Origin of the sequence: Aequorivita sp. H23M31 (genome assembly GCF_004022485.1) — a bacterium.
GTDB classification, from domain to species: domain Bacteria; phylum Bacteroidota; class Bacteroidia; order Flavobacteriales; family Flavobacteriaceae; genus Aequorivita; species Aequorivita ciconiae.
In genome coordinates this window covers 789,834-807,173 of sequence record NZ_CP034951.1, presented here as the reverse complement: position 1 = coordinate 807,173, position 17,340 = coordinate 789,834, and the positions used below count along the sequence as shown (strand labels likewise).

The window sequence follows — 17,340 nt, the reverse complement described above, 5'->3', positions numbered from 1 at the left end:
TCTCAAATGGCAGTGAGTTCAATAAGATTGCCTTCATATACTTCAGAAATCTTTTTTAGGATGAAGTCCCTATGATCTGCGCCCACCAAGAAAATGATTTTTTTCCCCTTGTTGCCTTTTATTATTTCGACACAGTTTTGCAATATCATTTCGTCTCTTTTTTTATAGAAATCGGTCAAGGGCTGATATTCTGTATCCTTCAGTAATAATTCCAACTGTTTGTAATAAATGGAGTTAATCAAATCATACCGTCCGTCGTTCATTTCCCGAAGGGAGGAATTTAAGGCAAGATGGTTCTTCTCTTCTTGGATTATCTCCGTTACGGATAGTTTTCGTCGCATTACCGTATCGGCATTCAATTTATGTTGTAATTTTTTTATGGTGCTCTTTTCTTTCCAGTAGTCCTGGGGAATTGGTTTTCCCACGAGGTCATTACCCAACCAGTCTATCCCCAATACTTTTTTTGACGGAAATTGCGTAATACAGGTGTACATTTCATAGGGATAATTCGATTTTAGATATTCAAGTGAGCTGTCTATATCCTCAGGTCTAATTTCCACCCCAATTATATCAGGGTTGTATTTATTTATAAAAGTGAAGAGGGAATCGTAGGTATAATTGGGATTGATAGTATGGGCCTTGTGAATTGTGCTGATAACAAAAACTTCGGTTTTATAGGCTTTAGCTGCTTTATTGGATTTTTCGTTTTGACCATTTCCTGAAATAAAGAATAGAAGTAGGATGGCTTTGACGACAATTAATTTTGTTTTCATCTGTATATGCTTTTTGTTTTTAAAGGGAATTATGGAACATTCTATTTAATTCTTCGGGGGTGTTTGGAAATTGGGAGAGATGATTTATCTGGGTTATCGCAATTTTTTAGCTAGGACTATTCTTTATATTTCCTTTGTAATATTCTTTCGAACTGATTCAATTTTGGTTTCAATATCGGAATAGAAAGTGAGGATAAAGTTTCTGTTTTCTTCTATTTTAGATAGGTACACCAGCAAAATCTTCTTCTGATTTTCACTGATTTCCAAAGGGAGGGCGATCCCGCTTGGCTTGCCATTTTCATCAAATTCAAAATTGGGGGCTAGGACGGTATTGATTTCGTTGAAATAATTTTTTTGAAATTGCAATTCGGAGTATTCTTCCTCCAATTTGCGCAGCGCATTAAAATCGTACTCGTAAAGCGAAATAATTTGCAATCGCAATGAATCGTCGGAAACAAGCCCCAATCCCTGCGATTTTAAGGTTTCATACCCCGCCACATTCTGAATGGAAATAAAAGTACGGGTAAGATTTTCATACTGGACCAATAGCGAATCAGGATTTACCTCTTGGTTCGTCAACAGCTTTCTAAAGTAAACACAAGCGGAAATCCCTTTTTTATGGCCACGTTTGTTCGAACGGATATCGTCTATATCCTTTTCGAGGCCATTGGCGATGGCGGTCAATATTTTATTTTCAGAATCTTCGGTTTTCCTGTTTTCGTTCCAGTTGTTTAAGGCAAAAGCCGATATAACTGCAATAAAAATCAACAAAAACTCAAAACCCTGTTTTCTCCAGTTTCCAATTCTGATTCTTTTCATATGCCAAAATTGTTCCTTCAAATCGAGAAGCCGCATCCGGAAGAGAGCGGCTTATTATCAATATGAGAAATAAATTTATAACAATAATTTTATTTTTTAAAAGGATTTTTCTTTTTGAATTCCTTTTCTACGAGCTAAATCTTCTCATAAAATTTAACTTCAAAACACTTTCTTCAATTTATTGTAATCAATATAATAAACCACTCGCACCGAAAACCCATGCAATAGAGGTTGCGAAAACATATAATCGGTACTATCCCAAAATGAGCTTTCTTTTTGGCCATCACGAACCGAGACGGTATTCCGATACAGCACACTGAGTTCGCTGCCCGGGGCAAAACGCCAATTATAACGCAAATCCAAATTCCAAATATTAAAACGCACATTGGGATCATTGGTTCCGGTTGCCTCAAAATTGTACGGACTTAGACTTCCATCCCTATTTAAGGAGGTGAACTTATCTGGGGCATATTCAGCCACCGACCAAAAGTTTCTAAAACTGAGGGAAATTGCATTTTCGGTGGTGATATTATAAATTGCCTGAAAAGCGTTCTCAACACTTACCCTGTTGCGATTTCCGAAAATAATCTCATCAGCAGTAGTGGCTACATTCATTAAAAGTTTTTCTGATGGATTTAATTATTTAAAATGTTATGTGGAAAAAAAATCACGATGTAACATTTTCAATATGGAATTACTAATCAAACAATTCCAAGAGATATAATATGAAAACCATTATCCTTTTCGCATTTCTATTCCTTCAGAATATTTCAATAGCACAACCTAAACCGAGCTGTGATTCACTAATAAAAGTAGGGGTAAATCAACTTTCAGAAAGGAATCACCTTGCTTCCTTAGAAAATTTGAACAAAGCCTTTGTGATGGCGAAAGAAAACAGAGGGCATGACCAATCGTTTTTAGCGCTAAATCGGGATGACAAGGATTTGTACAATGGTGGAAGTCGCCGGGCGGCATTCCCACGGGATTAAAATTAGATATTATTAAATCATTTGGTTTAAATGGAAAGTTAGTTTTTGGAAGATGAGGGATTAAGAGGTAAAGTAAATCCGATAAACTTATTAATTGAGAAAGCCCGAGATTTGATCCCGGGCTTTTCTGATTTTAGATTGGCCGACTATTCACGGCCGATTTTTTATGACTGCATTAGGGCAATCTTATACTCGTTTAAGCAGCGTTGTTGGTGTTGGAGACGTTCGGTTAAACATTCGAGCTTCTCGAGGGCTGTAAATCGGCCGTTCCAGTGGTGGCCTTCGTAGTTCCGAATCATTTTTTTGAGTAATGATCGGACTTGTTCAGTGTGCACAAAGGGGATTACGGAATTTCCAACCTATGTTAAGCTACATTTTTGTAAATTTTGTTTGCATATCCAAGACCTTATCAATACTTACATAAAGAAAGTAACACCAATTCTGAAAGTATTTACCTTATCCGTAAAATTAGGCAACCATCCGATATTAGCTTTGAATTTATTTTGTATAATAATCTGATTAACATCTAATTCGCCCTGCCATGTTACACCCGAGTTAATAAATATTGCACTTGGATTAAAAAACACAAACGTTTTATCACTGAATTTCAAGCTTACATTAGACTGAATCTGCATCCCGCTTTTTCCACTCTCGGTAAGATATACATAACTTACGCCTGGAAACATAGAAACATCTTTAGAAAAACCCAAACCAGCAATTAAACCAGCTGACAAAGACCATGTTCCCCCACCCAAGCCGTGAGCAGACTTTCCTGTTGGCATATAGATGTCTACAAAGGGAGCCAATGCAAACAAGGTTTTGCTGTTCATTCTCCGCACGTTAAAATATCTGACTCTGGTATCCGACAAGCCAAACTCTTTTGTTTCTGAATTATACAGCAAAGGAACCTCAGCAAGAATCAAATTATCTGGATTAAGGTCATATTGGAAATTAACTCGCGTTCCGTATGTACTGAAACCTTTGTAAGAGTTGAGTTCAGCCTGCACATTCACCTGCGTGTATAAGTTGGTAGGCTTGGATGGATCTATGTTTTCATTTGCATTATTTTGCTGAGAAAAAATAGATGTTGCCATGCCCAAGAAAAGTAATGAAAGTAATTTTGATTTCATGAAAATTTATTTAAAATTGTTTTTCTTATTTAGTTTTAATTTATCTAATATCTGCTGCAGCGTTTGCCTTGATACATTTCCCATAATATTCTAGGCTTTTCTTTGGAATACGCTCCAAGGTATTTTTATCAATATAGATCAAGCCGAAATGGTGACTCAGACCTAATGTCCACTCCCAATTATCTGTTGAAGACCAATACATCATCCCTTTGAGTTTTACTCCTTTCTTAACCGCTTCCTGAGCAGCTTTGATATATCCTTGGATATATTTGATACGTTTTGGATCATTCAAAATACCGTTTATCGGCTTATCCTCCTCGATTGCAAAACCGAATTCTGTTGCCAATATATCAGGCTGACCATATTTATTATGTATATCTAATAATATTTTGGTATATGTGTTAGGATCATAAGGAAATTCCTGAGTTTTTTCCAATTCTGATGGCGGTGCAATAGGAATTGTCCCAAGGATTGAATGTTTATCATTGTCTGCTTTGACAAAGGTTCTCGAGTAGAAATTAACGCCATAAAAATCTGGTTTTGAAGCTATAAATTCTAGGTCTCCATCCTTTATATAAGGCTCTACAAGAGGTTTTATTAAATCGGGATAACCTAATCCATAAGTTGGGTCAGCAAAAGACTGATTCCAAAGAACATCAATAAAATGAGCGGCATCAATATCCTCCTTTTTGCCGGACAAAGCCTCAAAAGGCATAATATTAAAAGCTGAAGCAATTTTCACGGCAGATACATTCGACCTGACAGCTTCAAATATTTTTGCCTGTGAGACATTAATATGATGAATCGCAGCACCCATTGTTTTTTTTGAATGATACCCCGGCGCAAAAGTTCCTTTCCCATAACCGAATGCGGCAATAACGCTCGGCTCGTTAAAGGCCAGCCACGTCTTTGCTCTACTTCCTACTAACCGTGACATAATATCAGCATAATCTTGCATTTTGTCGCTGACATCCCTTTTAAGAAAATCACCTGCCCATAGTGGCATATCCCAATGAAACAAAGTTGGAACTGGCTCCAAACCGTGTTCTAGCATTGCATCTATCAACTTATCATAGTATGACATAGCTTTTGCATTAGGAGTTCCAGGTGTTTCTGGTTGCACTCTTGGCCATGAGAAAGAAAAACGAAAAGCTTTTACTCCAGCATCTCTTAACATCTTGAATTCATCGAGATAACGTTTTTCAAATTCGGTGTTCCGCATATTGTTTGTTCCGTCGGCAGACCCCCCAACATTGTCCATAAATACATCCCAATTGCTACGACCTCGTCCCTCTCGACTTTCCGTTTGTGGTGCAGAAGCTGCTACACCCCACAAAAAATCTTTGGGAAAAACAGCATTTTTACCATCAAGATTTAAATTATAAAGTGTAGATAAAGGATCATTGGGAACAAGGAATCCTAACCTGCAAGAGAATTTACTTTCATAAAATCTCGTCTGTTAATTGTTTTTTTCATTATAATTTAATTACTAATAATTAGGGTTTCAAACTTCAAATTGTTTGTCTGCTGCAAAAGCATGTTGTACTTTTTCTACACTTAATTCCTTCGGAACAGAAAAATCTATAGTATGCTTGATGTCCAAAGATGATGCACCTACAGAATTGCACCAAGTAGGAAAAGGGGGGCCAGGGGGACCGCTCATCCCAACCAGTTTTCCGCTGCGCAAAGTCTGCGAGTGCACTGCTGCGCAAAGTCTGCGACTTTGAGCTATTTCCTTTTCGTTTTTAGTTTTCGATTTCAATATTATTTTTATATCGTAAATTTAAACCAATGAAATATCTAATAGCCGAAGACGAAATCGATCTGCAGCAATCCATAGTTACCTATCTGGAACGGGATGGCAATCTTTGTGAAGTTGCATCCAATTTTGAGGAGGCTTCCGAAAAAGCATACCTGTACGATTACGATGTAATTATTCTCGATATAAATTTGGTTTCCGGTAGCGGCCTTGACATACTAAGGTCGCTTAAAAAGGAACACAAAGATGTAGGCGTCATTATTATATCGGCAAACAATTCGCTCACTGATAAATTGGAAGGTCTTGATCTGGGAGCCGATGATTATATAACCAAACCTTTTCACCTAGCAGAACTGAACGCACGTATAAATGCCATCCTACGCCGGGGAAAATATGGCGGAAATGACCTTATTGAATTTAACGAGATAAAAATCGATACCCGTTCCAGGACCGTATTCATCGACGGGAATGCAATTGTTCTGACCAAAAAGGAATACGATCTGCTCGTGTTTTTTGTGTCCAACAAAGGAAGGGTGCTTTCAAAGGAAATGATAGCCGAACATCTGTGGGGCGACAACAGTGATTTGTTGAACAACTTCGATTTTATCTATGTTCATATCAATAACCTGCGGAAGAAACTTACCGCTGAAGGAGCAAAATATATAAAAACGGCTTATGGGAGTGGTTATAAATTTATAGGGGACTAGCTTGGGAAAAAAAACAAAACTTTTGCAAAAAACGTCAAAAGCATTCCTGCTTACAGGATTGCTTTTGACCATTCTCAGTTCTATCTCCCTATATTTTTACACAAAAAAACTTCTTCAGGATCAGGTGGAGGAAAGTTTGTATTCCACAGAGGCCAGAGTAGTGGACGCCCTAAGGGACGACCAGCCAGTTTTTTCAGTATCGCCCGTTATTGAGGTACGGAAAGTGGATAAAACAGGAAAGAAAATTCTTAAGGATACTATCATTTATGATCCCTCTCAAGATGAAATGGAGGAGTTTAGGGAGCTCTCCACTTATGAAAATATTGGAGGACAATTATACCAAATAACCATTAGGGACTTGGTGGTGGAATCTGGAGACATACTTGTGGCCATTATTATTTCATATATTCTCATCTTTGTTCTGTCTGTCTTGTTTCTGTTTTTTTTCAATACAAACCGTAATATTAAGCTTTGGAGCCCATTCTTTAAAAACCTGGAACAGATGAAAAAATTCTCCATTTCATCCAATGAAGAATTGCAACTGGTGGACAGTGATGTTTTGGAATTTTCCGAACTCAAGGAAGAAATCCAGCTGCTTACCTCAAAAGTAAGAAACGACTACCAAAACCTGAAACAGTTCACCGAAGATGTGTCACACGAAATGCAAACCCCCTTGGCAATTATCCAGGCCAAGATTGATAATATAATCAACGAGCACCATATCAATGATAAGCAATTTGAACAGATTTCTTCCATCCAGAAAGATATTCAAAGGCTAAAACACCTAAACCAACGGATAACTCTCCTTACCAAAATCGACAACAACCAGTTTGTCAAGGTCGAAACGGTGAATATCACCAAATTGCTGGCTGATAAAGTAGAGACCTTTAAGGAACTCCAAATTGATTATATTATACTTCATTCCAAAACGGACCTTGTGGTTTCAATGGATTCCTATCTTGCAGAAATCCTAATAAACAATCTTCTTACCAATGCCATCAGGCACAACACCTTAAAGAAAATCATTTCGGTAACCCTAATGGAAAATAGCCTGATGTTTTCTAATTACGGAAAAACCCCCCTTCTTCATCCCGAAAGACTTTTTCAGAGGTTTTATAGGGAGGTGAATTCCGTAAAATCCACCGGACTTGGACTTGCCATCGTAAAAAAGATCTGTGACCTGTATGGGTTTAAAATCCGATATAATTTCCAGGATTCATATCATATTTTTGAGGTGGATTTTAAAGGGAATGGTGTTGCCGACGAATAATTAAAACCAACCGACCGCTTTAAACTCTCTTTAGATTTTGGGTCTAAATTTATAACCTAAAGAAGAAAAAGAGATGGCTAAGGCAAACAAGATGGCCAAAATTACCCTGATATTTTGGTTTATGAAAATCATCGCCACTACTTTGGGCGAAACACTTGGGGATTTTATTTCCATTACCTCGAAACTCGGGTATCTTACCGGACTGATCATAACTCTTGCTTTCTTTTTAACGGTGTTGGCAATACAATTGACCCGCAAAAAGTATATTCCCCTTTACTATTGGCTTGTGATAGTGGCCACCACAACCTTTGGGACCGAGATTTCCGATTTTATGGATAGAAGCCTTAAATTGGGCTACACTTGGGGAAGCTTTATACTTTTTCTCTGTTTAATATCATCCCTATCCGCTGGGTATAAAAGATTTGGAAATCTCGATATATATCCAATTTTCGATCGCAATAAGGAGATTTACTATTGGACAGCCATTCTTTTTTCCAATAGCTTGGGAACTGCTTTCGGTGATTATTTGAGCGATGTATTGGGATTGAGCTATCTAACGGGTGCTGGAGTAACCGCTGGAATTATTGTTCTGGTCGTGCTTCTGCATTATGCCACCAAAATCAATGAGATTGTCCTTTTTTGGATAGCCTTTATTTTTACAAGACCCTTTGGCGCTACATTCGGGGATTTTTTAACCAAGCCTTCCTCTAGTGGCGGGCTACATCTCTCAACATTGTACGCTTCCCTTATCGCAATAACTTTATTGGGCATTCTTATTTTTGTTGCGCATAAAAAACATAGTGAGCCAATTGAAGAATAAGGAAAGCTGGAAGGGGAATCGCTTTAATTTTTGATTCCTTTAGCGGACGCCTACCTTCCTGAATAGGCAAATCTCTGATAATTGATTATTCTTCTGGATGCTCATAGATATAAGGCAAATAGGTCAAGGAATTTTTTGGATGAATGGAATGGGGAACGGACATTGACGAGGAATAATACCTCTTCGAGTTTATTGGGTACGGAATTTCCATTTTTCGGGAATGGCCCGAAGGGGTCCAATATCGAAAACCCCGCACAAACGAAGTGCCGTGCGGGGGTTATAACCCACACATACCCAGAACCCCGAAGTGGTTTCAACACCCGGAACTTCTTTAAATCGGTTGCCCCGCCCTGTCCCCGCACAGCAGTCAGGAGAGTAAGCTTTTAGTCGTCCATTTTTTCCGCTATGCCAACTTTAAAATTCAACATTTCAAATATTCGAGTTTATTGGGTATAGAATTTCCATTTTTCGGGAATGACCCCTAAGGGGTCCAATATCGATAACCCCGCACAAACGAAGTGCCGTGCGGGGGTTATAACCCACCCATCACCCAGAACCCTGAAGTGGGTTCAACACCCAGAACTTCTTTAAATCGGTTGCCCCGCCCTGTCCCCGCACAGTAGTCAGCAGTAAGCTTTTAGTCGTCCATTTTTTCCGCTATGCCAACTTTAAAATTTTCACCTCTTCGAGTTTATTGGGTACGGAATTTCCATTTTTTGCGAATGACCGCGAAGGGGCCCAATATCGATAACCCTGCACAAACGAAGAGCGGTGCGGGGGTTATAACCCACACATTCCCAGAACCCCGAAGTGGGTTCAACGCCCAGAACTTCTTTAAATCGTTTGCCCCGCCCTGTCCCCGCACAGTAGTCAGGAGAGTAAGCTTTTAGTCGTCCATTTTTTCCGATTTCCCAATTTTAAAATTCAAGATTTCACCTCTTCGAGTTTATTGGGTACGGAATTTCCATTTTTCTCGAATGGCCCCGAAGGGGTCCAATATCGATAACCCCGCACAAACGAAGTGCCGTGCGGGGGTTATAATCCACCCATCGCCCAGAACCCCGAATGGGGTTCAACACTCAGAACTTCTTTAAATCGGTTGCCCCGCCCTGTCCCCGCACAGTAGTCAGGTGATAGTAAGTCCTTCACCCTCCATTTATCCATTGTTCTAACTTTAAATTTACTTTAGATTCTTCCCTTAGTTTTGGTGTTAACTAAATTCTCAATACTTCAATGAAATACACCATTTTCCCCAAACGCTTTGCTGCTCTAAATGCGTTTGCATCCCTTTTTCTTATTCTTTCTTTTATTGTTAGGCTCAGCTTTTTGGTATGGAGTTTTTCCGAAGTTGATAAGGGTTTTTCTGCGTTGCTGAGCACGTTCGTGATCGGTTTTTTATTCGACATTACTACCCTTTCATTTTTTACTATCCCTTATCTCATCTATCTTCTTCTGCTTCCCAAAAAGTTCTATGGCTCCATATTGGACCGGATAGTGACCTATTTTGGTTTTTCCTTGGTTACACTTATAGTTCTATTTTCCTTTTTCGGGGAATTTACCTTTTGGGATGAATTCCACAGACGGTTCAACTTTATAGCAGTTGATTATTTAATCTATACCTATGAAGTTGTAAAGAACATTGACGAAAGCTATCCCTTGCCACTCTTAATTTCAGGAATGCTAATAATGGTTTTAGGAAGTGTCTATATAGTCTCAAAATTGGGATATTTCAAAAGCACTTTTACAAGCCAAACTTCCTTTCTTCCAAAACTTTATGCAGCCTTGCCCTGGTTTATAATTGCGTTGATAGCCGGCTTTTTTATTACAAACAGTATAGCCGACTTTTCAAAAAACAGATACAATAATGAATTGGCAAAAGCAGGTATTTATTCCTTTTTTGCAGCTTTCAGAAACAACGAATTGCCCTATAAGGATTTTTATAAAACCATTTCAGAGAAGGAGGCCTTTGCTTATTTAAAGTCGGTTTATACCCGTGCTGGTGATAGTTTGATCGATCCCGAAGCGAATTCCATTTATAGAAAAGTTGTAAACAGCCATAGTACCCAAAAAGATCTTACCCCAAATGTCATTTTTATTTGTGTGGAAAGCCTGAGTGCAGATTTTTTAAAGACTTTTGGAAATGAGGAACACATAACCCCCACTTTAGATTCCTTGGCAAACCACAGTCTTTTTTTCCAAAATCTGTATGCTACGGGAACGCGAACCGTTAGGGGAATGGAGGCAATTACCCTTTCCATTCCGCCAACTCCGGGAAGAAGTATCGTTAAACGCAAAAACAATCAGGGTCTTTTTACTATAGGCGAAGTATTTAAGGAAAAAGGATATGTTCGGAATTTCTTTTATGGTGGTGATGGGTATTTCGATAATATGAACACCTATTTTGGGGGCAACGGTTTCAATATTATTGATAGGGGCCGGGGTTTCCTCCTCGATGCCAGTATTACTACCAATAGGACCAATATCGATGATAAGGAGGTAACTTTTGAAAATGCCTGGGGCGTTTGCGATATGGATATCTACAATAAGGTTTTAAAAGAGGCCGATAAAGCACACACCAGTGACAAACCCTTTTTTGACTTCGTAATGACCACCTCAAACCACAAGCCCTATACCTATCCCGAAGGTAAAATCGACATTCCCTCAGGTACCAGTAGGGAAGGAGCGGTAAAATACACCGATTATGCCATTAAAGAATTTCTAAAACAGGCGAAAGATAAACCTTGGTATAAAAACACTGTTTTTGTGATTATGAGTGACCACTGTGCCAGTAGCGCTGGCCGATGGGAGTTGGATGTCAAAAATTACCACATTCCGGCTTTTATTATAAACTTACCAAATAAATCCCCTTTAAAAGCGAGCCAGCTTGCTTCACAATTCGATCTGTTTCCAACACTTTTTGCACAATTCAATTGGGATTATGATTCCAATCTATTTGGTCAGGACATTTTGAAAATGGATCCTACCGAGGAACGGGCGTTTATAGGAAACTACAGAAAATTAGGACTTTTAAAAGACAATAAGGTGATGATCCTGGACGAACTTGGAGACGCCAATTTCTATTCTTGGAATCCGGTGGACAACGCTCTATCTCCCCAACCTTTAAACGAAGAGTTTATGAAGCACACGGTTTCCTATTATGAAGTAGCGGATGACCTATATGAAAGTGGAGGTTTAAAACTGAAAAACAAATAGATTGATCCATATCCATTTCATCATAAATCCTATTTCCGGATCGGGAAAGAACAAACTTTCTGAAGCCTTTTTGGGGAATTATTTTTCTAAGGATAAATATTCAATCACTGTTAAAATTTCGGAATATAAAAGGTACGCCATCTCGCTTACAGAGGAATCCATAAGGGAAAAAGCCGAGGTTATCGTGGCCTGTGGTGGGGATGGCACCATCAATGAGGTTGCTTCTGCCTTGGTGAATACGGGTATTCTTTTGGGTATTATTCCGATGGGCTCCGGCAATGGATTGGCCTCCAATCTGAAAATCCCAAAAAAGCTGGAAAAAGCGATAGGGGTAATCCTTAAAAATAAATCTGTTCCTATTGATGTGGGTCGTGTCAATGATTCCTATTTTTTCAGCAACACCGGTTTTGGCTTTGATGCCAGTGTGATCAAGAATTACGAAGCATCCCAGCGTCGCTCGCTTTTAACCTATGTTAAAGCTTCTCTACAATCCTTTAAGGAATACCACAGACAGGACGAAATTGTAATTGAAATCAACGGCACCACTCAGATGGTAAATCCGTTTCTTATTTTCGTGTCGAACTCCAATGTGATGGGATACGGAATGAGCCTAACTCCCAAAGCATCACTACAAGATGGCCTTTTGAATGTGGTAATCGTGCCCCAATTAGCATGGAAAATGTTGGTTTTCGGACTTCTTATGCTTTTAAAGAAACCGGAATTTCTTCTCGAATTTCATTGCTATCAGACTAAGCGGATTGATATATTCCGAAAAACTGGAACTGATTTTCAAGCGCAAATTGATGGTGAACTTCTTTGCATTTCAAGCCCTAGAGTATTCATTACCCTATAGGAATCTTCTCTTATGGTAATAGTATAGATGACAATTTTGAAATAATCAAACTTTAAAGTTTCTACGAATCTCTTGTTTTCCAGTGATAAATTCGTTGAAATAGAGTTTTTAGGACATGTTTTTGGGTTTCCCATAACCTTTTTAAAAAAATAGATTTTGATAATTATATTGAAAAATCTTTAAAGAAAAAAGGTGACTTTTTAAGTGAGGCAATAGTTTTAGAGCATTTAACTGAAGTTGATTTAACCTTAAGTATTATGAATAGTTAATAACTGCAGTTAGTATTGTTTTAGCTATGAGTTCAGAGTTATGAGTTATCTGTGTTGAAGGTTTTCTGCTATTTATACTCTAAAAACAGTTTGAGTTCTTTGAGTTCGAGTACTTCTTTATCGTTTGGGAGTTGGTTGTGGATGATGATGTTTTCTATTTGGTGGTTGTAGATGTAATCTCCTAGGGTTTCTTTTAATATTCTGACTACTGTTTGATGTACTATTTCACGCCCAGTTTTAGCTGTTGGAAAATTGAGAACTATTCCTAGCATAAACTTATTTGTTACTGGGTCAATGTGTTCAATCCAAGACTTTATGTTGGAGGTGATAAAGCTTGCTTTATTTATGTTGAATTCATTTTCGAGATATTCTGAATCATCTTCAGATAGCGTTTCTATAATGGTTGAGATAATCCAGTTGGGGAATTTCAGGGCCGATTCTATTAGGCTTAAAATGAGTTGCCGCACTTCGTAATCACCACAAGTTGAAAAGGAAAGCGTTGATGGTTTTTTGGAACTGATAGCGATAATTAACTGAAATCCTATTTTAGGACTGTAGTAACGGAGATGCTGGTGAAACCAGTATAATAATTGGTTGCCTTCACTTTTCGGAAGGGTGTGAATGGTTCGTAGTTTTTTTTCGTTGGCGAGGAACCAGGACCAGAGGATATTTTTAGACCAAATATAATGGTTTTTTGCTATGCATCAGAAAGAAAACCCTGTATATCAGTATGATTTAGGGCTTAGGTGTGAAATGGTGTTTGCCTTGATTAGGTTTACAAAATTTACAGAATCTTAATAAATCCTCCTTGCAAATGGAAAATGAAAGCTCATCGCGTTCTCATTTTTTATATCCATTTACTTACAAAAGCAATGCATTTAACGTTATAAGATTTACAGGATCTTAATAAATCCTCCTTGCAAATGGAAAATGAACGCTCATCGCGTTCTCATTTTTTATTCGCGAAATCCTACAAAAGTTCTGCTTTTGACGTTTTCTCAAATAAAAAATGACCCGGCCCTGCCGGATCATTTTCCACTTTGTCGGGATGACAAGATTACAACCTTGCTTGTAACACATTGATAACCAAACCTCTAATTATGTGATTTTTGGATAGGGGTCCGATTAGGGTACATTCAATTTGATGGCCATTGTACTTGGTTCAAATCGATTCTGAGTTAAAGATACGAATTATTGGAATTCTATTTCTCATAGAATTTGCTATAATTTGTTAATTCTTGAGGTATTCATTTACGGTCTCAATATTGACTCCTGTGAACTCTGCGAATTCTTCAGCTGTGACGAACTGATGAGGCTGCTTGTCAAAATGCTTTCTGATCTGGTGGAGTAGGAGTCTACCATATCGCTCACTTCTTCCAGTGATGCGTTGGACGTCTTTTGGGAATATGCACACGTCAGTTTTTACTTCATTTTCAATCTTTTTTACACTTTCGGTAGTTATCGATCCTATTTTACTTAAAGGAATCATTTTCAATTGCAAGAAGGATTACCTCAATTTTTAAAACTGTAAAAATCTTTCTTCTGTGCTAGAGACATCTTTTTTAAAAGGTGTCCTTTTTTGATTTAAATTATTCTAATAGCACAATCTATACGCATATACATGTTTGGAAATGTCAGTTGTGTTCTAGAATAAAAATCTTTTTTGACTATATGTGGAATCCCGTAAAAATGGTTGCTGGTTTTATTTTATGTTTGGAAAGTTAAAAACTTATTCTTATTGAATAGAAATGAGATTAATTAGTGAATGTTATTTAATCAAGGATTTGCTATTAAAATTATTTGAGAAAATTCAATAATATAATCTTGAAAAGCTTTGAAAATTTTGTAATGGCTAATGTTTTAAATCTCAGCTATAAAGAGTAGAATTAAGGTAAAAATTTTGAGAATATTAAAATAAATTACACCTGACAGAGTCATTTTATGATGAAATTAATTTTGGAGAGTATATAAAAAATAGTCTAGTTTTAACATAATTTTATGGAATCCTGATAAGGATTTTCAGAAAACGAGTTGTTAAAATTTTTGTTGTAATCTCCTTTTATTACAAAAATGTCAATAGGGATTTAAGTAATTCGATTTTCCCAATATATGGGAAAGGAAATTTTTATTATTGCATAAAAGAACTGAACGTTGTTTTTGGAGAATGAAAAATAAAATAAGGTGAATAATAGAAAAGTAATAAAATTAAAATAAAGCATTTATGGCAGTTTTCGAAATCAAAACAAAGATACCAATGACCGTAAAGGGAGAATTTGTGGACAAAGGATTATCTGTTCAAGTGAGCACAATGTGCTCCAATCCATTTGATGAAGTTGAGAAAATTCATAAGGCTTTTATGAGGGTTCATGGGTTGGATTTGAAATCTGAGGGGTATTTGAGTATGGGGTATATGGAGTATAGAACCGTTTAGATATCTAGATTAAAGGATTTGTCTTAATAATAAAACAAAATTTCCAAAAGAATGAAAATAATAATAAATTATGATACCGTATCATTTGTTTCTCAAATTGAATGCACAGATAAAGTAATAGAAAATAATTTAAAACAATCTATAGAAGAGAATAAGGATAAAAGGATTACAGATTGGTTCGAGGGTTTTATTAAAGGAGTTAAAGATGCAACCAATAATGACAAGTTCTCGATTGAAATATATGGTTGTGATTCATATGAAAAGGACTTTATTGAATCTATTTTAGAAATAGAAAAAAACTTTATTAATAAAAGAAAAATAAACTTTATTGATGATAGAAGAGTTATGGAAAGACATAATGCCGTTGACGCTTTTATAGATTATACTTTAAAATCGAACGAGCCAATTATAACAAACGCTATAAAACCTAACCAGGATAGAGTTAAAAGTTTAAGAAGTAATAAGGTTGAAGTTCCTGTCATTGCCACAATGAGCTCTGGGAAATCAACTTTGTTAAATGCGATTTTAGGGAAAAACATATTATTTGAAGATACCGGGACAGCTACTGGAACCATTTGTACCATTAAAATAAAGGATTCTGATAAATTCACTGCTAGGGCAATTAAAGGTAATAAGATACTTGATGAAACAAGTGATGAAATAAAACCCTTTTTTGAAAAATGGAATACATATGCTAACAAAGAGAAAGATCCAGAGTTAGAGTTATGCTTGGAGGGCCCTATTAAAGATTTAAATTCATCTGGAATGGAATTGAACTTTATTGACACACCAGGACCAAATAGTGCTCAATTTGAAAATCATAAATTGAAAACACAGGGGTATTTAAAGGATAACCAAGACCTGCCGATTGTACTATATGTTTTAGACCCTGAAAAGATGGACTCTAATGATGATAATTTTACATTGAAGGCAATAAGTAATCAGTTTAAAGAACAAAAACAAAATCTTGATAGAATCGTATTTATATACAATAAGGTAGATTGTGAAAAACTAGGCAATAAGTCATTTAGCGAGATTTTAGAGAAAGTTTATAAGTTCTTGGGGAAATTTGGAATTAAGAATCCTTGTGTTTTTCCTATAAGTTCAAGTTACGCTAAACTAGCACAATTAAATGGGACCCTAAATCATGATGAGGTAGGTGAATTAACTGGTTATAGACATAAGTTTACTCCAGTTCCTGAAAAAAACTATAAAGGCTATCAACTTATTGACTATGCGCCTCTAACTATAAAACAAAAAGCACACTTAAAAGAAAGAATTACAAAAAGTGAATTAGATGCAGATTTAGTATATTCTGGACTAGCGGCTTTAAAGTTATATATCGAAGATTATATTGCAAATCATCATCAAAAAATTCAATATAGAGATTTGATGAGCATTGCAAATAATGTATTCGATGAAATTAAATCTAAAATTGACTTAGAAAAGAAAAATCTAGAAGAGAAAACAGTTGACGAGCAAAAAAAAATCGAAGAGAGAAAGAAAAAGGAAGAAGAGGAATTAAGTATTAGAAAAGATCAAGCTTTGCAAGAAATAGCTAGTGTTAAAGTTAATAAAAAATTCATTCAAGATGCAACTAGGAAGACAGATCAGGCATTTGATAAGCTGAAAGCTAAATCCACAAAAACTAATCTTAGTCCCTTTGAGGCAAAACGATTAGTAGAATGGGTCAATAACACAATTTCTGAATTAGAAGTAAGTGTAAAAACGGATATAGTGGCAAAAATAAATGATGAAGGTCAAAATTATCTGCAAAATTTAAAAAAGAAGGTTGGTAATAAGTTTAATCTAAAAAACCAAAGTTTTGAACAAAAATCTTTTAATGCTCAATTACTTAATAAAATTAACATTTTAGACATCAAACAGATAAATGGGTATAAAGAAACAGAAACAGAAAACAAACAACGAACGGTAGAAGAAAAAGTTAAAAGTGAAAAATGGTATAAAAGGTTATTTGGGATAGAAGATACCATTGTATATATAGAAGTTTATTCAATAGAAACAACAGTAATTAATGTTTCAAAATTTTACAATGATAAAATTGAACCTAAAATTAAGGAATTTGAAGCTTTAATAAAGAATTGTGAAAATGCTTCTGAAAAGATATTTCAGGAATATAACATTGCCTTTCAGACTCTTGTTAAGAAATCCTTTGAAGAATCCAAAAATAGTGTTTATAAAACTTCCGATGATGAACTAACTAGGAATGAGAAAGAAATACAAAATGAGTTGCAAAAATTAATTGAGATTTCAAATACCATCTTGAAATTTAAAATACAATAGTGT

General features: G+C 36.4%; 17 protein-coding genes. 8 read left to right on the top strand and 9 right to left on the bottom strand.

The window, feature by feature from the left end:
* Nucleotides 1-2: 2 nt before the first annotated feature.
* From EI546_RS03595 to EI546_RS03585, 3 genes are all read right to left on the bottom strand, one after another.
* Nucleotides 3-773, bottom strand: a complete 771-nt coding sequence (locus EI546_RS03595; protein ID WP_128249261.1) for a hypothetical protein — start codon at nt 771-773, stop codon at nt 3-5.
* A 123-nt stretch (nt 774-896) separates the two neighbouring features.
* The gene (locus EI546_RS03590) at nt 897-1,592 is read right to left on the bottom strand and encodes a DUF6090 family protein (protein WP_128249260.1); all 696 of its coding nucleotides are present in this window, start codon (nt 1,590-1,592) and stop codon (nt 897-899) included.
* 159 nt (nt 1,593-1,751) lie between these two features.
* Nucleotides 1,752-2,207 (bottom strand): DUF5916 domain-containing protein, encoded by a 456-nt coding sequence (locus EI546_RS03585; protein ID WP_128249259.1) that lies wholly within the window; start codon nt 2,205-2,207, stop codon nt 1,752-1,754.
* 110 nt (nt 2,208-2,317) lie between these two features.
* Between EI546_RS03585 and EI546_RS03580 the strand changes: the two genes are divergently transcribed.
* Nucleotides 2,318-2,581 carry a hypothetical protein gene (locus EI546_RS03580; protein ID WP_128249258.1) on the top strand — a complete coding sequence of 88 codons (264 nt, stop codon included), beginning with the start codon at nt 2,318-2,320 and terminating at the stop codon, nt 2,579-2,581.
* Nucleotides 2,582-2,745: 164 nt separating this feature from the next.
* Here EI546_RS03580 and EI546_RS16715 read toward each other — a convergent pair whose 3' ends face one another.
* The 4 genes from EI546_RS16715 to EI546_RS03565 all read right to left on the bottom strand — a co-directional run bounded on the left by EI546_RS16715 (nt 2,746) and on the right by EI546_RS03565 (nt 5,473).
* Entirely contained in the window at nt 2,746-2,880 is a 135-nt protein-coding gene (locus tag EI546_RS16715; RefSeq protein ID WP_410198315.1) for a hypothetical protein, read from the bottom strand.
* 117 nt (nt 2,881-2,997) lie between these two features.
* Complete coding sequence (locus EI546_RS03575) at nt 2,998-3,711, bottom strand: hypothetical protein (protein ID WP_128249257.1); 714 nt, start codon at nt 3,709-3,711, stop codon at nt 2,998-3,000.
* Nucleotides 3,712-3,751: 40 nt separating this feature from the next.
* On the bottom strand, nt 3,752-5,047 hold the full coding sequence (locus tag EI546_RS03570) for a glycoside hydrolase family 1 protein (protein WP_128249256.1): 1,296 nt from the start codon (nt 5,045-5,047) through the stop codon (nt 3,752-3,754).
* A 168-nt stretch (nt 5,048-5,215) separates the two neighbouring features.
* Nucleotides 5,216-5,473, bottom strand: a complete 258-nt coding sequence (locus EI546_RS03565) for a hypothetical protein (RefSeq protein ID WP_128249255.1) — start codon at nt 5,471-5,473, stop codon at nt 5,216-5,218.
* A gap of 29 nt (nt 5,474-5,502) precedes the next feature.
* Between EI546_RS03565 and EI546_RS03560 the strand changes: the two genes are divergently transcribed.
* The 5 genes from EI546_RS03560 (at nt 5,503) to EI546_RS03540 (ending at nt 12,333) form a co-directional block, all read left to right on the top strand.
* Entirely contained in the window at nt 5,503-6,177 is a 675-nt protein-coding gene (locus EI546_RS03560; protein WP_128249254.1) for a response regulator transcription factor, read from the top strand.
* A gap of 22 nt (nt 6,178-6,199) precedes the next feature.
* Nucleotides 6,200-7,447, top strand: coding sequence for a sensor histidine kinase (locus tag EI546_RS03555; RefSeq protein ID WP_240673146.1), 1,248 nt, complete (start codon nt 6,200-6,202; stop codon nt 7,445-7,447).
* A gap of 73 nt (nt 7,448-7,520) precedes the next feature.
* A complete protein-coding gene (locus tag EI546_RS03550; RefSeq protein ID WP_128249252.1) occupies nt 7,521-8,267 on the top strand; it encodes a COG4705 family protein in 747 nt (248 codons plus the stop codon).
* A gap of 1,233 nt (nt 8,268-9,500) precedes the next feature.
* Entirely contained in the window at nt 9,501-11,480 is a 1,980-nt protein-coding gene (locus tag EI546_RS03545) for an LTA synthase family protein (protein ID WP_128249251.1), read from the top strand.
* A gap of 1 nt (nt 11,481) precedes the next feature.
* A complete protein-coding gene (locus tag EI546_RS03540) occupies nt 11,482-12,333 on the top strand; it encodes a diacylglycerol/lipid kinase family protein (protein ID WP_128249250.1) in 852 nt (283 codons plus the stop codon).
* Between the two features lie 337 nt (nt 12,334-12,670).
* On the opposite strand, the gene EI546_RS03535 is transcribed toward EI546_RS03540, so the two are convergent.
* Both EI546_RS03535 and EI546_RS03530 read right to left on the bottom strand, forming a co-directional pair.
* The gene (locus tag EI546_RS03535) at nt 12,671-13,069 is read right to left on the bottom strand and encodes a hypothetical protein (RefSeq protein WP_128249249.1); all 399 of its coding nucleotides are present in this window, start codon (nt 13,067-13,069) and stop codon (nt 12,671-12,673) included.
* A gap of 764 nt (nt 13,070-13,833) precedes the next feature.
* Entirely contained in the window at nt 13,834-14,091 is a 258-nt protein-coding gene (locus EI546_RS03530; protein WP_317127443.1) for a hypothetical protein, read from the bottom strand.
* Between the two features lie 732 nt (nt 14,092-14,823).
* Between EI546_RS03530 and EI546_RS03525 the strand changes: the two genes are divergently transcribed.
* Nucleotides 14,824-15,033 (top strand): DUF6140 family protein, encoded by a 210-nt coding sequence (locus tag EI546_RS03525; RefSeq protein WP_128249248.1) that lies wholly within the window; start codon nt 14,824-14,826, stop codon nt 15,031-15,033.
* A gap of 51 nt (nt 15,034-15,084) precedes the next feature.
* On the top strand, nt 15,085-17,337 hold the full coding sequence (locus EI546_RS03520) for a dynamin family protein (protein ID WP_128249247.1): 2,253 nt from the start codon (nt 15,085-15,087) through the stop codon (nt 17,335-17,337).
* Nucleotides 17,338-17,340 lie beyond the last annotated feature (3 nt).